General features: G+C 70.3%; 15 protein-coding genes and 3 tRNA genes. 10 read left to right on the top strand and 8 right to left on the bottom strand.

The window, feature by feature from the left end; all coding sequences use genetic code 11:
* Positions 1–4 precede the first annotated feature (4 nt).
* The 4 genes from folE to tilS all read right to left on the bottom strand — a co-directional run bounded on the left by folE (position 5) and on the right by tilS (position 4,304).
* Positions 5–595, bottom strand: a complete 591-nt coding sequence (gene folE, locus ACFWJ8_RS09445) for a GTP cyclohydrolase I (RefSeq protein ID WP_378810859.1) — start codon at positions 593–595, stop codon at positions 5–7.
* Between the two features lie 7 nt (positions 596–602).
* The gene (ftsH, locus tag ACFWJ8_RS09440) at positions 603–2,609 is read right to left on the bottom strand and encodes an ATP-dependent zinc metalloprotease FtsH (RefSeq protein WP_378810857.1); all 2,007 of its coding nucleotides are present in this window, start codon (positions 2,607–2,609) and stop codon (positions 603–605) included.
* 131 nt (positions 2,610–2,740) lie between these two features.
* Positions 2,741–3,292 (bottom strand): hypoxanthine phosphoribosyltransferase, encoded by a 552-nt coding sequence (hpt, locus tag ACFWJ8_RS09435; protein WP_378810856.1) that lies wholly within the window; start codon positions 3,290–3,292, stop codon positions 2,741–2,743.
* Between the two features lie 13 nt (positions 3,293–3,305).
* Positions 3,306–4,304 (bottom strand): tRNA lysidine(34) synthetase TilS, encoded by a 999-nt coding sequence (gene tilS, locus ACFWJ8_RS09430; RefSeq protein ID WP_378810855.1) that lies wholly within the window; start codon positions 4,302–4,304, stop codon positions 3,306–3,308.
* 200 nt (positions 4,305–4,504) lie between these two features.
* Here tilS and ppa point away from each other — a divergent pair, with 200 nt between their 5' ends.
* Positions 4,505–5,038, top strand: coding sequence for an inorganic diphosphatase (gene ppa, locus ACFWJ8_RS09425; protein WP_378810854.1), 534 nt, complete (start codon positions 4,505–4,507; stop codon positions 5,036–5,038).
* 63 nt (positions 5,039–5,101) lie between these two features.
* Here ppa and ACFWJ8_RS09420 read toward each other — a convergent pair whose 3' ends face one another.
* Positions 5,102–6,412: a peptidoglycan DD-metalloendopeptidase family protein gene (locus tag ACFWJ8_RS09420; RefSeq protein ID WP_378810853.1), complete on the bottom strand. Its 1,311-nt coding sequence runs from the start codon at positions 6,410–6,412 to the stop codon at positions 5,102–5,104.
* A gap of 316 nt (positions 6,413–6,728) precedes the next feature.
* Here ACFWJ8_RS09420 and ACFWJ8_RS09415 point away from each other — a divergent pair.
* From ACFWJ8_RS09415 to ACFWJ8_RS09400, 4 genes are all read left to right on the top strand, one after another.
* Positions 6,729–6,801: transfer RNA gene (locus ACFWJ8_RS09415), tRNA-Glu, on the top strand.
* Between the two features lie 21 nt (positions 6,802–6,822).
* Positions 6,823–6,896 (top strand) — tRNA-Asp (locus ACFWJ8_RS09410).
* Positions 6,897–6,968: 72 nt separating this feature from the next.
* Positions 6,969–7,041: transfer RNA gene (locus ACFWJ8_RS09405), tRNA-Phe, on the top strand.
* Positions 7,042–7,415: 374 nt separating this feature from the next.
* Positions 7,416–8,756 carry a M20/M25/M40 family metallo-hydrolase gene (locus ACFWJ8_RS09400; RefSeq protein ID WP_378810852.1) on the top strand — a complete coding sequence of 447 codons (1,341 nt, stop codon included), beginning with the start codon at positions 7,416–7,418 and terminating at the stop codon, positions 8,754–8,756.
* A gap of 80 nt (positions 8,757–8,836) precedes the next feature.
* Here the strand turns inward: ACFWJ8_RS09400 and ACFWJ8_RS09395 are convergent, their stop codons facing one another.
* Positions 8,837–9,229 carry a rhodanese-like domain-containing protein gene (locus ACFWJ8_RS09395; RefSeq protein ID WP_378810851.1) on the bottom strand — a complete coding sequence of 131 codons (393 nt, stop codon included), beginning with the start codon at positions 9,227–9,229 and terminating at the stop codon, positions 8,837–8,839.
* A gap of 234 nt (positions 9,230–9,463) precedes the next feature.
* Here ACFWJ8_RS09395 and ACFWJ8_RS09390 point away from each other — a divergent pair, with 234 nt between their 5' ends.
* Both ACFWJ8_RS09390 and ACFWJ8_RS09385 read left to right on the top strand, forming a co-directional pair.
* Positions 9,464–10,882, top strand: a complete 1,419-nt coding sequence (locus tag ACFWJ8_RS09390) for a pyridoxal-phosphate dependent enzyme (RefSeq protein WP_378810849.1) — start codon at positions 9,464–9,466, stop codon at positions 10,880–10,882.
* Positions 10,879–11,430 (top strand): GNAT family N-acetyltransferase, encoded by a 552-nt coding sequence (locus ACFWJ8_RS09385; RefSeq protein WP_378810848.1) that lies wholly within the window; start codon positions 10,879–10,881, stop codon positions 11,428–11,430. The genes ACFWJ8_RS09390 and ACFWJ8_RS09385 overlap by 4 nt, the downstream gene beginning before the upstream one ends.
* A 103-nt stretch (positions 11,431–11,533) precedes the next feature.
* On the opposite strand, the gene ACFWJ8_RS09380 is transcribed toward ACFWJ8_RS09385, so the two are convergent.
* Entirely contained in the window at positions 11,534–12,847 is a 1,314-nt protein-coding gene (locus ACFWJ8_RS09380) for an LLM class flavin-dependent oxidoreductase (protein WP_378810846.1), read from the bottom strand.
* A complete protein-coding gene (locus tag ACFWJ8_RS09375; protein ID WP_378810844.1) occupies positions 12,844–13,908 on the bottom strand; it encodes an LLM class flavin-dependent oxidoreductase in 1,065 nt (354 codons plus the stop codon). Before ACFWJ8_RS09375 ends, ACFWJ8_RS09380 begins: the two co-directional genes overlap by 4 nt.
* Positions 13,909–14,109: 201 nt before the next feature.
* Between ACFWJ8_RS09375 and ACFWJ8_RS09370 the strand changes: the two genes are divergently transcribed.
* Genes ACFWJ8_RS09370 through ACFWJ8_RS09360 form a run of 3 tightly spaced genes read left to right on the top strand, consistent with a single transcriptional unit; the run spans position 14,110 to position 17,059 of the window.
* The gene (locus tag ACFWJ8_RS09370) at positions 14,110–15,225 is read left to right on the top strand and encodes an amino acid ABC transporter permease (protein ID WP_378810843.1); all 1,116 of its coding nucleotides are present in this window, start codon (positions 14,110–14,112) and stop codon (positions 15,223–15,225) included.
* On the top strand, positions 15,222–16,019 hold the full coding sequence (locus ACFWJ8_RS09365) for an amino acid ABC transporter ATP-binding protein (protein ID WP_378810841.1): 798 nt from the start codon (positions 15,222–15,224) through the stop codon (positions 16,017–16,019). The genes ACFWJ8_RS09370 and ACFWJ8_RS09365 overlap by 4 nt, the downstream gene beginning before the upstream one ends.
* Positions 16,020–16,060: 41 nt before the next feature.
* A complete protein-coding gene (locus ACFWJ8_RS09360; RefSeq protein ID WP_378810840.1) occupies positions 16,061–17,059 on the top strand; it encodes an ABC transporter substrate-binding protein in 999 nt (332 codons plus the stop codon).
* Positions 17,060–17,178: the final 119 nt, after the last annotated feature.

Here is a 17,178-nt window from a genome sequence, read left to right as displayed (position 1 = left end):
GTGGTCACGAGCGACCCGCTCCGATCAGCGCCACGATCTCGGCGCGGGCGGCGGGTTCGGCGAGCTCGCCGCGGGCCGCGATGGTCACGGTCGAGGCATCCGTCTGGCGTCCGCCACGCATCGTCACGCACTCGTGCGTCGCGTCGAGGACGACCAGGACGCCGCGGGCGTCGAGGGATCCTGCGATGACGTCGGCGATCTGCTCGCCCAGTCGTTCCTGCACCTGCGGGCGCGACGACAGGATCTCGACGACCTTGGGCAGGGCGCCGAGGCCGACGACCTGCTCGCCGGGCAGGTAGGCGAGGTGCGCGTGGCCGCGGAACGGCAGCAGGTGATGCTCGCACACCGAGCGGAACAGCACATCGCGCAGGATGACGGCGCCCGAAGGCAGGGTGTCGGGGGCCGGGCCGCGCGACACCGAGATCGTGTGCGCGAGCGGGGCTGCGGCATCCGCCCCCACCCCCGCGAAGAACTCGGCGTACGCGTCGGCGACCCGCCCGGGCGTCTGCCTCAGGCCGGGACGTTCGGGGTCTTCACCGATCGCCTCGAGGAGCTCGCGCACCAGAGCGGCGACACGATCACGGTCGACGGCCACGGGCGGCTCAGGCGGTCGCGGGACGCGCCTGCCCCGACGGGCGGCGCTTCGCGGCCTTCTCGGCCGTCGCCTGCTCGGCCTCGACGCTCGCGGCGAGACCCGCCTCGTCGCGACGCTGCGGCACCTCGACCGGGGGCAGCTCCGAGACCGGGCGCTGCTCGCTCGACAGCCACTGCGGGCGCGGAGGGAGGCGCTTGACGTCCTTGAAGATCTCGGCGAGCTCCAGGTGGTCGAGCGTCTCGTTCTCGAGCAGCGCGAGCGCCAGCTTGTCGAGGATGCCGCGGTTGGCGTTGATGACCTCGTACGCCTCGTTGTGCGCCTGCTCGATGAGGTCGCGCACCTGCGAGTCGACGCGCTCGGCGATGCGCTCGGAGAAGTCGCGGCCGTGGCCCATGTCGCGGCCCATGAAGACCTCGCCCGAGGACTGGCCGAGCTTGACCGGGCCGATGTCGCCGGTCATGCCGTACTCCGTGACCATCTTGCGAGCGATGTTGGTCGCCTTCTCGATGTCGTTGGAGGCGCCGGTGGTCGGGTCGTGGAACACGATCTCTTCGGCGACGCGGCCGCCCATCGCGTACGCGAGCTGGTCCTGCAGCTCGTTGCGCGTGACGGAGTACTTGTCGTCGAGCGGGAGCACCATCGTGTAGCCGAGGGCCTTGCCGCGCGGGAGGATCGTGACCTTCGTGACCGGGTCGGTGTGGTTCATCGCCGCCGCGGCGAGGGCGTGGCCGCCCTCGTGGTAGGCCGTGATGAGCTTCTCCTTGTCCTTCATCACGCGCGTGCGCCGCTGCGGGCCGGCGAGCACACGGTCGATGGCCTCGTCGAGCGCGCGGTTGTCGATCAGCTGCGCGTTCGAGCGGGCGGTGAGAAGCGCGGCCTCGTTGAGCACGTTGGCGAGGTCGGCGCCGGTGAAGCCGGGGGTCTTGCGGGCGACGACCTCGAGGTCGACGCCTTCGGCCAGCGGCTTGCCGCGGCCGTGCACCTCGAGGATCTTCTGACGCCCCTTGAGGTCGGGCGCGTCCACGCCGATCTGGCGGTCGAAGCGGCCCGGGCGCAGCAGCGCAGGGTCGAGGATGTCGGGCCGGTTGGTCGCCGCGATGACGATGACGTTCGCCTTGGGGTCGAAGCCGTCCATCTCGACGAGCATCTGGTTGAGCGTCTGCTCGCGCTCGTCGTGACCGCCGCCGAGACCGGCGCCGCGGTGACGGCCGACAGCGTCGATCTCGTCGATGAAGATGATCGCCGGCGCGTTGTCCTTGGCGTTGTTGAACAGGTCGCGGACGCGGCTCGCGCCGACACCCACGAACATCTCGACGAAGTCGGAGCCCGAGATCGAGTAGAAGGGAACGCCCGCCTCGCCGGCGACGGCGCGCGCGAGCAGGGTCTTGCCCGTTCCGGGAGGGCCGTACAGCAGCACGCCCTTCGGGATGCGGGCACCCACGGCCTGGAACTTCGACGGGTCCTTCAGGAAGTCCTTGATCTCTTCGAGCTCTTCGATCGCCTCGTCGGATCCGGCGACATCGCCGAACGTGACCTGCGGCATCTCCTTGGTCACGAGCTTCGCGCGCGACTTGCCGAACTGCATGACCTTGCTGCCGCCGCCCTGGGCGCTGGAGAGCAGGAACCAGAACAGCAGACCGAGCAGCAGCATCGGCAGCAGGAGCGAGAGGAAGCCGTCGAACCACGTCGCGCGCGGCACCTCGTCGTTGAAGCCGTCCTTCGGGTCGGCCGCGTTGATCGCGTCGACGACCTCATCGGCACGAGCCGTGACGTAGTAGAACTGCACGTCGCTCGCGCCCTCGTAGTCCTTCGAGAGCTTCATGTCGACACGCTGGTCGCCGTCGGTGTTGACCACCTCGGTGACGGTGTCGCCCTTGAGCAGCTCGAGACCCTCCTGCGTCGAGATCTGCTTCGCGCCGTTCAGGCTCGAGATGAGCGAGAACCCCACGATGAGGAAGACCCCGATCAGCAGGACGTAGAAGAGCGGGTTGCGAGTGATCTTCTTGAAGTCCATGGTGCGGGCCCGAGCCCGATCCCTTTCGTCGACGACCCGTCGCGAGGCCGATTACCCCCGTCGACGGTTGTTTCAGGGTAGCGCGGGCTTCCTAGGCGCCGTCTGTGCATTCGCCCCGGGCGTAATCACTGTCAGCTGTACACATGCGGTGCGAGCACCGCGACGTCGCGCAGGTTGCGGTACTTCTCCGCGTAGTCGAGGCCGTACCCGACCACGAACTCCGTCGGGATGTCGAACCCGACGTACTTGCAGTGCACCTCGACCTTGGCGGCCTCCGGCTTGCGCAGCAGCGCGAACACCTCGACGGATGCCGCACCGCGGGCCTCGAAGTTCTCCAGCAGCCAGCTGAGGGTGAGGCCCGAGTCGATGATGTCCTCGACGATGAGGACGTGCTTGCCGAGGATGTCGGTGTCGAGGTCCTTGCGGATCTGCACGACGCCGCTGGACTTCGTGCCGGCGCCATAGGAGGACACCGCCATCCAGTCCATCGTGACGTGCTTCTTGAGCGCCCGCGAGAAGTCGGCCATGACCATGACCGCCCCCTTCAGGACGCCCACGAGAAGCAGGTCCTCGCCCTCGTAGTCCGCGGCGACCTGCACCGCGATCTCGTCGAGCTTGGCTCGGATCTCCTCCTCGGTGACGAGGACTTCGTTGATGTCGCTGGAAACGTCGGCCGCGCGCATGCAGAGAGTCTATTCAGCCCAGGGCTGAGAACTCGATGCGTCCGCCGATCCGACGTGCGCGGCATCCCGGCAGGTCGATGGGTCCCTGACCCGACCAGTCCGTCACGAGCCGGGCCACCTCGAGGGTCTGCGCCCGCGTGAGGCTCTGGTGGAACTCGCTCGCGACGACCAGCCGGATGATCCGGTTGCGCAGCGCTGCGGGGTTCGCGGCCAGCGCCGCCGCCGACACCGAGATGCCCGCCTCGGCGTGCTCCACGATGTCTTCGATCGTCTCGTCGATCATCTCGTCGAAGGCCGCGGCGTCCTCGCGCAGCTGGGCGGCCGTCCGGGCCAGCGCCTCGGCGATGCCCGGGCCGAGCTCCGCCTCGAGCACCGGCAGCACCGTCTCGCGCACCCGCACGCGCGCGAAGCGGGGATCGCTGTTGTGGGGGTCGTCCCAGGGCTCGAGCCCTTCGGCCGTGCACGCCGCGCGCGTGGTGGTGCGCCGCATCGCCAGCAGCGGCCGCAGCAGCGGGACCCCCAGAAGCGTGGATGCCTCGGCCATGCCCTGCAGGCTGGTCGCACCCGATCCGCGTGCGAGGCCGAGGAGCACGGTCTCGGCCTGGTCGTCCAGGGTGTGCCCCGTGAGGATCGCGGCGGCGCCGGCCGCCGTTGCCGCCTCGCCGAGCGCGTCGTATCTCGCCTGGCGCGCCGCCGCCTCGGGGCCGCCGGCGGTGCCGACCTCGACGCGCACGACGCGGGCCTCCAGCCCCAGTGCCTCGGCCTGCGCGGCGGCCGCGGAGGCGGCCTCCGCGGATCCGTCCTGCAGGCCGTGGTCGATCGTCACCGCGAGGGCACGCACGCCCCGCTTGGGCGCCTCGAACGCGGTCGCGGCGGCCAGGGCGAGCGAGTCCGCTCCGCCCGACAGTGCCACCATGACGACGGCGCCCGGCTCCACGACGGCCAGCGTCTGCCGCACGGCGAGGCGCACCTCGGCGACGGCCGGGTCCAGTCCGGGTCTGCGCTCGTCCACCCGCCCACCGTACCCGCGGCGGCCCGCGGCCAGGGCGTCGGGATTTCAGGTGACACGCCGTGACGCCCGCGCGGGAACTGCCGCTTGCCGGCGTTTCTCCTGAATGTTCGACGCCGAGCGCCGCGACTAGGCTTGTCGCGGCACTTGCACTGAGCGAGCCTGCGAGACGAAGTGTCCCGTCATTCCGAAGGAGCACCACTATGGGCGCGTACGACGCCGTCATCGAGATCCCGCGCGGCAGCCGCGTGAAGTACGAGGTCGACCACGGCACCGGCCGTGTGTTCCTCGACCGCATCCTGTACACGCCCATGGGCTACCCCACCAACTACGGGTTCTTCGAGAACACGCTCGGCGAGGACGGCGACCCGCTCGACGTGCTCGTGATCCTCGACGTCGACCTGGCTCCCGGCATCCTCGCCAGCGTCCGCCCGGTCGGCGTGCTCAAGATGAGCGACGAGGCCGGCGGCGACGACAAGGTCGTGGCCGTGCTCGCCAAGGACCCGCGCTGGGCGCACATCCAGGACGTCGGCGACATCTCGGAGTTCCTGCAGAAGGAGATCACGCACTTCTTCGAGCACTACAAGGACCTCGAGCCGGGCAAGTGGGTCAAGGTCGACGAGTGGGCGGACGCGGCCGAGGCCGAGCGCCTGGTCGACGAGGCGTTCGCGCGCTTCGCCGAGCACGAGGGTCAGACCAAGACCCAGGGCGAGGGCATCGCACCCAGCACGCTCTGACGACAGACATGTGAAGAGGTGGATGCCGGGTGCCCGGCATCCACCTCTTCGCTGTTCAGGGGGTCAGACCGAGATGCCGCGGGCGGCCATGAAGTCGACCGGGTTGACCGGGTAGCCGTTGACGTAGGTCTCGAAGTGGCAGTGGCAGCCGAACGAGCGTCCGGTGTTGCCCTCGCTCGCGATGAGCTGACCTGCGGCCACCCACTGGCCGACGCCGACGAAGATGCCGCCGTTGCGGATGTGGCCGTACCCGGTGCCGATGCCGCCGCCGTGGTCGATCTTGACGTAGTTGCCGTAACCGCCGTTGTAGCCGGCGTAGACCACGCGTCCTGCGGAAGCGGCGTAGATGGCCGATCCGCAGCCGGCGGCGAGGTCGACGCCGTAGTGGAAGCTGCTGGAGCAGCCCTGGCTGCCGCACTGGGTGGCACGGGCGCCGTAGCCCGAGCTGCGCCAGCCGGACGAGGGCCGGCACCAGCCGGAGCCGACGACGGCTCCACCGCCACCGCTTCCGCCGCCACCACCTCCGCCGCCGCCACCGCCACCGGCCGCAGCAGCTGCCTCGGCGTCAGCCTTGGCCTTGGCCGCGGCAGCAGCCGCGGCGGCCGCCTCGGCCTCCTTGCGGATGCGCTCGCCCTCCTGGTAGTCGGCGATGGTCTTCGCCGTGGTGTCCTGCAGGGCCGCCAGCTGCGCCTGGAGCTCGCCGCGCTTGGCGTTCTGCGTGTCGAGGGCGGCCTGCGCCTCATCGGCGGCCTTCTGCGCGGCCACCATCTTGTCTTCGGCGATCTTCTGCAGCTTGTCGCGCTCGGCGCGCTGCACGGCCGCCTGGTCGCTCAGGCTCTGGGCCGAGTCGCGCGCCGTGACGGCCTGTGCGTAGAGCGCCTGGTTCCGCTCGACGAGCTTGTCCATGGCGCCGAGGCGCGTGAGCAGGTCATCCGCACCCGCGGCGGAGCCCGAGAAGAAGAGCTCCATCGACGTGTCGTCGCCGCCGTTGCGGTACAGCTGGGCGGCGACGCGGCCCGCCTTGTCGGCGGCATCCGTCGCGGCGGCAGCCTGCGCGTCGGCCTGCTGCTGCAGCTGGTCGGCCCGCAGCGCGGCGTCGAAGTAGGCCTGCTGTGCGACGTAGAACTCGTCGGCCAGCTGCTGCGCCACCTGCTTCTTCGCGGCGACGTCGGCTTCGAGCCCCGCGATGAGGTTCTGGATGTTGGTGATCTCGGCCTGCTTGGCGGCCTCGTTGTTCTTGGCGGCCACGACGTCGTCCCACGACGGGTAGTCGGCGGCGAACGCCCGGCTGCCGAGCGGGTTGACGGCGGCGCCGAACGCGCTCAGAGCGGCGACGCCGAGGATGCCGAGACCCAGTGCGGAGCGACGGTTCATGTGAGGCCACAGCCGCTTCTGCTCTGCCGGCGATGGCGCGCATCCGCATTCGGGGGCAGGCTCGGCGGACGCTTTCACGGTGACGTTGTCGGGCTGCACGGGTCCTCCCCTCGCGACGTCAACGTTTTCACAGTAGCAACATCAGTAACATGCGCAACCCCCAGTCCCGCACGTCGAATGCCGCCTACAGCGAGCGGTCACCTCGTCAGTCTCACCCCGCCCGAGGGGTTCCACAAGGGCGCCACGCCCTCGATTGGTGTTTTGCGTGATGTTTACGTATGCTTGGTCCTCGGCAGTGAGCCTCTGAGGTTCACCCGGCCCCATCGTTTAGCGGCCTAGGACGCCGCCCTTTCACGGCGGTAGCACGGGTTCGAATCCCGTTGGGGTCACGCCCACAATTCAATAAGCATGGCCCTGTAGCGCAGTTGGTTAGCGTGCCGCCCTGTCACGGCGGAGGTCGCGGGTTCAAGTCCCGTCAGGGTCGCTCCGAGCGACGGGCCCTTTTCTTGAAGAGGGCCTTTCGTCTAGGATGCGGCAAGTCTTGTATGTGCCGCATGGCTCTGTAGCTCAGTTGGTAGAGCGTTCGACTGAAAATCGAAAGGTCACCGGATCGATGCCGGTCGGAGCCACACGGGTGATCGTTACAGTCACCCCAGGAACCCTCGCGTAGCTTCTACATCGCGGGGGTTTCGCCTTTTCCGGAATCACGCGGATCTCTGCCGCTTCCGGGAACGTCGGCGCTGGGACGCGCACGGTTCGAGGGCTCGTTCGACCACTCCGCAGGTGGCCCGCTGCACTGCCGTGAAGGCCGGGATGCGAGGGCTCAGCGGGTCTGCCGTGCTACGCCACGTGACGCCGCGAGGCCCGTCCCCGTCGGCTGACGAGGTTGACTGCCGAGGACGACACCGACATCCGAAGAGGCTGCGCACACCGGCTCGCGCGCCGGGCTCGCCTCGACCGTGGCTCAGCCCGGTCTGCATGCGGACGCGAAGGAAGAGGACGAATGACTGCCCATTGGCCGAATGCGACCCTGCTGGAGAGGGAAGCCCTCGAATTCGTCCGCGAGCTCATCAGGATCGAAAGCGTCAACACCGGCGTGGCCGAGACGATCGGAGACGGCGAGACCCGCGCCGCGCGCTTCGTGCAGGAGCGCCTCGCTGAGGCGGGTATCGACTCGGAGTTCGTGGAGTCGCGCCCTGGCCGCGGCTCTCTGGTCGCGCGGATCGCCGGCCGGGACACGGATGCCGGCGCCCTGCTGGTGCATGCACACCTGGATGTCGTGCCGGTGGAAGAGAAGGACTGGACGCACCCGCCGTTCGGCGCCGACATCGAGGACGGCTATCTCTACGGCCGCGGCGCCGTCGACTTGAAGAACTTCGCCGGAACGATCCTCGCGGTCGCGCGCCACCTGCGCCGCGAGGGGATCGTGCCGCGGCGCGACCTGGTCTTCGCGTTCCTTGCCGACGAGGAGAGCGGCGGGGTGTGGGGCGCAGGGTGGCTGGTCGAGAATCGCCCGGACCTGTTCGACGGCGTGACCGAGGCGCTCAGCGAGGTCGGCGGCTTCTCGGTGCCGCTGACGGCGGACGCCTCCGACGACCGCCGCGCGTACCTGGTGGCCACGAGCGAGAAGGGCGTCGCCTGGTCGACGCTCCGCGCCCGTGGTCACGCCGCGCACGGATCTCGCCCGACCGATGACAACAGCGTCGTACGTCTCGCGCAGGCGGTCGCGTCGGTGGGTGCGCATCGCTTCCCGGTGGTGCGCACGCCCGCCCTGCAGCGCTTCCTCGATGTGTTCGGCGAAGCGCGCGGTCTGGCGTTCACCGACGAGTCGCTCGCCACCGATCTGGAGAGTCTGGGATTCGTCGCGTCGCTGGTGGGGGCGACGACCCGGAACACCGCGACCCCCACGGTGCTGGCGGCGGGCGACAAGACGAACACCATCCCCGCCGAGGCCTCGGCACGACTCGACATCCGTGTGCTGCCGGGACAGGACGACGCGTTGCGTGCTGGTCTGCGTGAGCTGGTGGGGGATGGCATCGACATCCGCGAGGGGCGGTGGTGGTCGGCGACCGAGGCGCCCGTCGACGCCCCGATCATCGGCGTCCTGCAGGAGGCGATCTCGCTCGAGGACGTCGACGGCGTGGTCGTGCCCTATCTGCTGCCTGCGAGTACCGACAACAAGCACTTCGCGCGACTGGGGATCAACGGATACGGCTTCGTGCCGTTGCGCGTGCCGGGCGAGTTCGACGTCTTCGCGCAGTTCCACGCTGCGGACGAGCGCATCCCGGTCGACGCCCTGCTGTTCTCTGCGCGGGTGACCGCCCAGATCCTTCAGACGGCCTGACCGTCGACGAAATGACGGATGCCTCGACTGCCGCATCGGCAGGTCGAGGCATCCTGAACCGTCATCCGACGACTGTGGCCTCAGAGGCCCTCGCCGACTTCGGCTGTCGGTGCGCCGGATCCCTTCCACGCCGGGAATCCCCCGTCGACGTGGGCGACGTTGGTGAAGCCCTTCGCGCGGAGCTGCTCGGCGACCGGACCCGAGCCGCGGATCGAGCCGCACACGATGACGATGTCCTGGTCCCAGTCGGTGATCTCGGCGAACTTCTCGGGCGAGTCGATCAGGAACTGCGCGTCGAGGTTGTCGCGGTCGCCGCGGATGGAACCGGGGATCACGCCGTCGCGCGCGCGACCCGCGTCGCTGCGCACGTCGACGACGAGGGCGCCGGCGGCGGCGCGCCCGGCAGCCTCTTCAGGGGTGATGAGCGGGGCGTCGTACGTCGGCTCGGTCGCGGTGTCGGCGGTGTCGGTCATGTGCAGGTCCTTCCGGAGGTGATGGATGCCGGTGTTCGGCGTCACGCTACGACCCGGTCGTCTCGAACGGCGTATCGCGCCGTCACACGGCGCCATGTGGTCCCCGGCACGCCGGATCGCCGCGCGCTGTGTGACGTCGGACTACGTCGCATGCCGCCTGGCTACGGCAGGCCGCAGCAGACGCGCCGACGGGACCTATCGTTCCGAGGACGTCGTACGGAAAGCGTGGTGCGCATGACCCTCTTCGAATCGGTGATCGACTCCATCGGCAGCACGCCGCTCGTGCGCGTGCATCGCCTCGCTGCCGGGCTGCGGCCGCGGGTCTATGTGAAGCTGGAGCACCAGAACCCGGGCGGCAGCGTGAAGGATCGCGCCGCGTTGTCGATGCTCCGCGCGGCCGAGCGCGACGGCCATCTGCGTCCTGGCGGAACAGTGGTCGAGGTCACGTCGGGCAACACCGGGGTCGGCCTCGCGCTCGTCGCCGCCCACCTCGGCTACCGGACCGTGGTGTTCACATCGAGCCAGATCGCCGCCGAGAAGATCGGGCTGCTGCGCGCGTACGGCGCCGACGTACGACTCGTCGACGCATTCGTGCCGCGCGGCCACCCCGACAGTCTTGGTGCCGCGGCAGACCGCTTCGTGGCCGATACCCCGGGGGCTTGGCGCGCCGACCAGTACGACAACCCCGCCAACCCCGCAGCGCACGTCGCGACGACGGGTCCCGAGATCTGGACCGACACCGCGGGGGCCGTCACCCACTTCGTCGCCAGCGTCGGCACCGGAGGAACGATCTCGGGAACAGGCGCATCCCTCAAGGCGCTGAGCTCGGGCAGGGTACGAGTCATCGCCGCTGATCCGGCGGGCTCGTCCTACTCGGGAGGTGACGGCAGCCCGAAGTTCGTCGAGGGTGCCGGACACACGGTGCACCCGGAAGCCGAAGAAGATGTCTGGCCGCAGTCGTTCCATGTCGATGTCGTCGACGAATACCTCACCGTCGACGACCGGGAGGCGATCCTCACCGTCCGCCGCGCGGCGCGCGAAGACGGCCTGCTGCTCGGCGGTTCGGCCGGCACGGCGCTGGCTGCCGCCCTGCGGTTGGCGGAGCGCCTGGGGCCCGACGACGTCGTGGTCGCTCTCGCCCCCGACTCGGGTCGCAACGCGCTGTCGACCTACTACAACGACGAGTGGCTCGCCGAACGCGGGTTCGTGTTCGAGGACCATACGGCGCCCGGCCTCGAGGCACTCGTCGACGAGCCCGCACGGCGGGTCGCGGCGAACCTCACCGTCGCTGACGCGATAGGCCGGCTCGAGGCCGAGAGCGTGGATCCCGGATCCCCTGCCCTCGCCGTCTACCGTCGCAGCGAGGGCCTGGCGCCGATCCCCGCAGCCGATGTGGTCGGGGTCGTCACGCTCGAGACGCTGCGCACCGCGGTCGTCGCAGGACGCGCGGACGATCCCATCGGTGATCATGTCGGTCCCCCTCCCCCGACGGTCGGCGTCGGGCGTACCGCCGAGGACGCGGTGCGTCGACTGGAGGCGGCGCAGCTCGGCTGGGAGGCGGCATCCATCCTCCGCGACGGCAGGATCGTCGCAGTCGCCACCCGCGACGAGCTCCTCGCTCATGCCGCAGCCGTGCCGGAGGCGGTCCGATGAGGCCCGAGTCGGAGCGGGCCGACAGCGCGGGTTCGACGGTCCGCACCGTCTCGGTGCGGACCGCGCGTGCGGACGAGTTCGACCGCGTCGGCGAGGTCACGTACCTCGGCTTCGGACACGGAGAGCCTGGTGCGATCCAGCCCGACACCGCACGGCTGGCATTGCTGCGCGACGCGGCATCCCGTGCGCACAGCGGCGAACTGCTCGTCGCTGTGGACGAGACGGACCGGATCATGGGCACCGCCAGCCTGCTGCGAGCCGACAGCGCGTTGGTGCGTCAGTCCCGTGGTGGCGAGGCAGAGCTGCGGCTGCTCGCCGTGCTGCCGGAGGCGCGGCGGCGCGGCATCGGCGAGGCGCTCATGCGCGAGGCGATCGCGCGCGGCCGCGCCTGGGGTGCGCCCGCGCTCGTGCTGGACACCGGCCCCACCAACGAGCGATCGCAGCGACTGTACGCCCGCCTCGGCTTCGAGCGTCTCCCCGAGCGCGAGACAGTGCCCGCATCGCGAGGCGGGTTCCTCGCCGTGTTCCGCTACGCCTACGACGACTGAGGCCCGCCGGTCAGGCCGTTCGGTGACGCCGTTGCGCCGCTGAGACGTCACCGCTCCCGGGGGGAGGGCGTCTCAGCGGCGCGAGGCGGGTGCGCTCCAGCCGTCACGCAGCGAGCTCGGCCTGGGCGGTCGACTCCGGAAGACCGAGGTTCTCGCGCAGTGTCGTGCCCGGATACTCCGTCGGGTAGACGCCACGATCCTGCAGCTCGGGGATGAGCCCGTCGACGATGTCGTCGAGCCCCTCGGGCACGAGGTACGGCGACACGTTGAAGCCGTCCACGGCGCGCGCGTCGACGTATTCCACGATGCGGTCGGCGATCGTCGAATAGCCGCCGACGAACGTGCGCAGCGACGACCGGCGGATGACGAACTCGCGGATCGAGAGCCCTTCGGCCGCGGCGCTCTCGCGCCACTCCCGCGCTGTCTCGACGGCCTTGCGGCCCTGGAACAGCGAACCGCGCTGCCCGTCGACCTCGTCGACCTCGGGGTCGATGTCGGGCAGCGGCCCGTCGGCGTCGTACTCCGAGAGGTCGCGGCCCCAGATCGGCTCGAGGAACCGGATCGCGGTCTGCGGCGACACCTGCGCACGGGTGACCCATTCGGCCTTCTCGCGTGCCTCCGCGTCGGTCGCGGCGAGGATGAACTGCGCGCCCGGGAAGAACTTCAGCTCGTCGACGCTGCGGCCATGCGCAGGCAGGCGGCGTCGAACGTCGGCCGCGAACGCGATCGCATCCTCCAGGCCGGGGTGCCCCGAGAAGATGACATCGGCGCTGGATGCCGCGAACTCGCGCCCCTCGTCGGAGTCACCCGCCTGGAAGAGTACGGGCCGGCGCTGCGGACTCGGCGGCAGCGGCGCCGGGCCGGTGAACGACACCAGGTCGTCGGCGACGACCACGGACGTGCCCACGCCCTCGGCTCCGGCATCCCACAACCGCTGCGCCGCATCGACGAACTGGGCGGCTCGGCGATAGCGATCGGCGTGTTCGAGGTAGCCGCCGCGGCGGAAGTTGGCTCCGGTCCACGCGTTGTCGGTGGTGACGATGTTCCAGCCGGCGCGGCCGCCCGACAGCAGGTCGAGCGAGTTGAGGCGCTTCGCGAGGTCGTACGGGTCGTTGTAGGTGGTGTTCTGCGTAGCCACCAGACCGATGTGGTCGGTCACGGCGGCGAGAGCGGCCAGCTGCGTCTGGGCATCCGGGCGACCGGCGATGTCGAGGTCGTGGATGCGTCCGAAGTGCTCGCGCAGACGCAGCCCCTCGCCGAGGAAGAACGCCGAGAACAGGCCGCGTTCGGCGGTCTGGGCGATGCGGCGGAACGACTCGAAGTCGTACTGCGAGCCGCTGCGCTCGCTCGACCAGATGGTGCCGAAGTTGACGCCCTGGAAGAAGACTCCGAACTGGATGCGGCGAGACGTGGTCATGCGAACTCCTTCACGGTGGGTGCGGCATAGCGGCTGAGAGGGCGGGCGAGGCCGAGGGTGCCGCGCAGCGTGTCGCCCGCGGTCGGCGAGCGGAACCCGATCTGCCGGCGAAGTCCAGGCAGCACCGCACGCCCCACCTCGTCGAGGTCGACGTCGAGTTCGGCCAGATGCAGCCGTACACCGTCGACGGATGCCGCCAGCTCGACGAGCAGCGAGGTCAGGCCGTCGGCGTCGCCGGTGTGGCGCAGGCGGCCGGTCGCCGGCCACACCCCCGCTCCTTCGACGCGGCGCGCGGCCGCGAGGCCACGGGCGTCGAGCGCGACCTCGACCTCGGCCCACACCCGCTCGGCGCCGGCGGCACGGGCCGCGGCCGCGGCGTCCGCGATCGCGGCCGGCTCGGCGCCCTCCACCAGGGCGACGTCGATGCCCGCCGCGCCGGTGGGCGCCACGACGACGAGCTGGCCCTGCGGCGGGCGCGGCGTGATGAGCGGCCCCTTGACCGAGAAGCGCGCGCCTTCGAAGTCGACGTAATGCAGGCGGTCGGCGTCGAGGTAGCGACCGGTCGCCGCATCCTGGATCACCGCGTCGTCCTCCCACGAGTCCCACAGCCGGCGCGCGACCTCGATCACGTCGTCGCGTTCGCGCCACAGGTCGTCGGCCGCGAGCTCGTCGCGCCCGAAGGCGGCGGCCTCACGCGCCGTGCCGGAGGCGGCGGCGATCCAGCCGGCGCGGCCGTTCGAGGCCCAGTCGAGGCTGGCGAGCTGCGTCGCCACGTGGAACGGCTCGCTGTACGCCACGTGCGCGACCGGCACCAGGCCGATCGCAGCCGTCAGCGGCGCAGCGAACGCCGCGCGCTGCACGGCGTCCAGGCGCGCGACGGCGTCGGCCACGGGCAGCGGCGAATCGTCGAAGGTGACAGCGGTGAAACCGAAGCGTTCGGCTTCGACGACACGAGCGGCGAGCCGACGCACGTCGAGCGCATCGGAGGCGAGGGCGGATGCTGCGGGGTGGGCGCCCGCGGCGTCCCCCTCGAGCACGACGGCGAAGGGGTGGTCTGACATGGCTGCCACGGTAGGTCGCCCGGGGCCCGCGCGGACGGTGTACGTCGGTGCATTCCGATCTGTTTCGTCGCGTTTCAGACCGTCACGATCCGTGTCGGTCCGGGACCGGGGCTGCTAGGCGGCAGCTGAGGGACGCCCCTACCGTCGCCCTACCGGCGCACGAACCCGCTCACCCCGCGCCGCCGATCGAGGAGAGACCTCATGACCGATACCCTCCCGCGCCGGGCCGACGCGGCCGAGGAGACGCCGTCGACGACGGCAGCGTCCGCGTCCGCGTCCGCGTCCGCCGACGCTGCGCGCGTCGACCTCGGCGACATCCCCGTGGTGCACACGCGGCACTGGTTCCGCTGGTCGATCGGCGCCGTCGTGCTGTTCGTCGTCGCGCAGTTCGTGTGGTCGGTGTTCACGAACGAGAACTACGAGTGGGACGTCTTCGCACACTACTTCTTCGCGGAGCCCGTGCTCATCGGCGTCGGCTACACGCTCTCGCTGACGGCGATCTCCGCCGTCTTCGGCTTCACGCTGGGAACGGTGCTCGCGCTCGGACGGCTCTCGAAGTCGGCGCTGCTGCGCGGGGCCTCCTGGTCGTACATCTGGTTCTTCCGCTCCGTCCCCCTCGTCGTGCAGATCATCGTCTGGTACAATCTCGGCTACCTGTACCCGACGCTGGGCCTCGGCACCCCGTTCACCACGGACTTCTGGATCGTCGAGTTCCCCACCGTCAACCTCATCAGCGCCTTCGCCGCAGCGATCCTCGGCCTCGGCCTGCACCAGGCCGCCTACTCGGCCGAGATCATCCGCGGCGGGCTGCTGTCGGTCGATCAAGGCCAGCAGGAGGCGGCAGCGGCGCTGGGCATCCCGGCCCATAAGCGCCTGTTCCGCATCATCCTGCCGCAGGCCATGCGCTCGATCGTCCCCAACGCGACCAATGAGGTGATCGGACTCGTCAAGGGTGCCTCCGTCGTCTTCGTCATCGCCATCCCCGAGGTCTTCTACGCGGTACAGGTCATCTACAACCGCAACAGCCGCGTCATCCCGCTGCTGCTGGTCGCGGTCGTCTGGTACACGCTCATCACGACGATCCTGAGCATCGCGCAGTACTACATCGAGCGTCACTACGCCCGCGGGAGCGTGCGGGTCCTGCCGCCCACGCCGCTGCAGACGTTCCGCCATTGGGTCGCGCGGCAGTGGTCACGGCTCGGGGATGCCGACACCGGACCGCCGCCGCTCGTCGGCGTGGACGCGCCCCTTCATACCCGCACGCCGTTCGGCGGCCCCTCGAACGACGCCAAGACCACGACAGGAGCGGGCGCATGACAACGGACACCGCCCCGGCCCCCGCCACGAGCCGCGGGCTCGTCGAGATCCACAACGTCCACAAGAGCTACAACGGCGTGCAGGTGCTCGCCGGCATCGATCTCACCGTCCAGCCGGGCGAGGTGGTCGCGATCCTCGGGCCGAGCGGTTCGGGCAAGTCGACGCTGCTGCGCACGATCAACCACCTCGAATCCGTCGACCGCGGCTCGGTCACCCTCGACGGCCGGCTGATCGGCTACGAGCGCCGCGGCCACCGACTGTTCGAACTCCGCGAGAAGGAGATCCTCAAGCGCCGCACGCAGGTCGGGCTCGTCTTCCAGAACTTCAACCTGTTCCCTCACCTGACCGCGCTCGAGAACGTGACCGAGGCCCCCGTCGCCACCGGCCTGCTCGACAAGGATGCGGCGCGCGAGCTCGCCGGGAAGCTCCTCGACCGCGTCGGCCTCGCGGAGAAAGCCGACCACTACCCACGGCAGCTGTCGGGCGGCCAGCAGCAGCGCGTGGCGATCGCGCGGGCGCTCGCGCTCAGCCCCCGGGTGCTGCTGTTCGACGAGCCCACCAGTGCGCTCGACCCGGAGCTGGTCGGCGAGGTCCTCGACGTCATCCGCGATCTGGCCCGCAGCGGCACCACGCTCCTCATCGTCACGCACGAGATCGGCTTCGCCCGCGAGGTCGCCGACCGGATCGTGTTCGTCGACGGCGGCCGAATCCTCGAGGAGGGTCCGCCCGACCGCGTCCTCGTCACCCCCGAGCACCCGCGCACGCGGGAGTTCCTCGCCAAAGTCCTGGCCTGACGCAACGCAGGCTCCGGCATCCCGAAAGAGAGAAACGCAGCATGGCACTCAGTAAGAAGCAGGGCATCGCGATCGGCGTCGGCGTCGTCGCGGTGGCCGTCGTCGTGGGCGGGATCGTCGCCGCCGTCAACCTCAACAGCCCCGCCGCGGCGGACGAGGCGACCCCCGCGCCGACCGAGAGCAACACGGCCACCGACGAGATCCAGTGGTTCCACACCGATGTCGTCCCCGAGGCGGTCGCGGCACTGGAGGACAGCGGCTTCACACCCGTTCAGGAGGGCAAGCTCACCGTCGCGGTCGGCGCGTTCGTGCCCCCGTTGAGCTATCAGCCTGACGGCACCTCGGCGGCGACCGACGTTGCCGGCACCGAGCCGAACATCGGCTCGCTCATCGCCGAGGGCCTCGGTCTGGAGTACAACCCGCAGGTCGTCGCGTGGGCCGACTGGCCGCTGGGCATCCAGTCGGGCAAGTACGACCTCATCACCTCCAACGTCACGGTGACCGAGGAGCGCAAGGAGCTGTACGACTTCGCCAGCTATCGCGAGGACCTCCTGGGCTTCTACGTCAAGAGCGACAGCGACATCGACTCGATCTCGGAGGCCGCCGACATCTCGGGCCTCAAGATCATCGTCGGCTCGGGAACCAACCAGGAGCAGGTGCTGCTGCGGTGGAACGAAGAGCTCGAAGCCGCGGGCGAGGCGCCCGCCGAGCTCGTGTACTACGACGACACCGCGGCGGCGACGCTCGCGATCCAGTCGGGCCGCGCCGACGCGACGTTCGGCCCCAACGCGACGGCCGCCTGGTCGGCGCGCGAGACCGGCGACACGAAGCTCGTGGGGATCGTGCCCGGCGGCTGGCCCGACACGGCGCAGATCGCGGCAGGGACCGCGAAGGGCAACGGGCTCATCGAGGCCGTCAACATCGTCCTCAACAAGATCATCGAGGACGGCACCTACACCGAGCTGCTCGAGTTCTGGGGCCTCGATTCTGAGGCGGTGACTTCGTCCGAGATCAACCCGCCCGGGCTCCCCAAGCCCTGACATCCCCCGCCGGGGGGGCCGCCCGGCCCCCCCCGCGCCCCCCCCGCCGCCCGCCCCCCCCCCCACGCGATCACCAGGACCCCCGACCCCCCACCCGCCGCCCAAAAAAGCCCGTGGGC

It is taken from the genome of Microbacterium sp. NPDC058389, assembly GCF_042722305.1.
In the GTDB taxonomy this organism is placed as follows: Bacteria; Actinomycetota; Actinomycetes; order Actinomycetales; family Microbacteriaceae; genus Microbacterium.
This window is presented reverse-complemented; position numbering and strand designations above follow the sequence as displayed.

Excerpts from the sequence above, each read along its gene's own strand:
- ppa (WP_378810854.1), top strand. The coding sequence starts at position 4,505 with ATGGGCGCGTACGACGCCGTCATCGAGATCCCGCGCGGCAGCCGCGTG.
- ACFWJ8_RS09360 (WP_378810840.1), top strand. The coding sequence starts at position 16,061 with ATGGCACTCAGTAAGAAGCAGGGCATCGCGATCGGCGTCGGCGTCGTC.
- ACFWJ8_RS09375 (WP_378810844.1), bottom strand. The coding sequence starts at position 13,908 with ATGTCAGACCACCCCTTCGCCGTCGTGCTCGAGGGGGACGCCGCGGGC.
- ACFWJ8_RS09365 (WP_378810841.1), top strand. The coding sequence starts at position 15,222 with ATGACAACGGACACCGCCCCGGCCCCCGCCACGAGCCGCGGGCTCGTC.
- ACFWJ8_RS09380 (WP_378810846.1), bottom strand. The coding sequence starts at position 12,847 with ATGACCACGTCTCGCCGCATCCAGTTCGGAGTCTTCTTCCAGGGCGTC.
- ACFWJ8_RS09370 (WP_378810843.1), top strand. The coding sequence starts at position 14,110 with ATGACCGATACCCTCCCGCGCCGGGCCGACGCGGCCGAGGAGACGCCG.
- ACFWJ8_RS09400 (WP_378810852.1), top strand. The coding sequence starts at position 7,416 with ATGACTGCCCATTGGCCGAATGCGACCCTGCTGGAGAGGGAAGCCCTC.
- ACFWJ8_RS09395 (WP_378810851.1), bottom strand. The coding sequence starts at position 9,229 with ATGACCGACACCGCCGACACCGCGACCGAGCCGACGTACGACGCCCCG.
- ACFWJ8_RS09385 (WP_378810848.1), top strand. The coding sequence starts at position 10,879 with ATGAGGCCCGAGTCGGAGCGGGCCGACAGCGCGGGTTCGACGGTCCGC.
- ACFWJ8_RS09420 (WP_378810853.1), bottom strand. The coding sequence starts at position 6,412 with ATGAACCGTCGCTCCGCACTGGGTCTCGGCATCCTCGGCGTCGCCGCT.
- ftsH (WP_378810857.1), bottom strand. The coding sequence starts at position 2,609 with ATGGACTTCAAGAAGATCACTCGCAACCCGCTCTTCTACGTCCTGCTG.
- hpt (WP_378810856.1), bottom strand. The coding sequence starts at position 3,292 with ATGCGCGCGGCCGACGTTTCCAGCGACATCAACGAAGTCCTCGTCACC.
- ACFWJ8_RS09390 (WP_378810849.1), top strand. The coding sequence starts at position 9,464 with ATGACCCTCTTCGAATCGGTGATCGACTCCATCGGCAGCACGCCGCTC.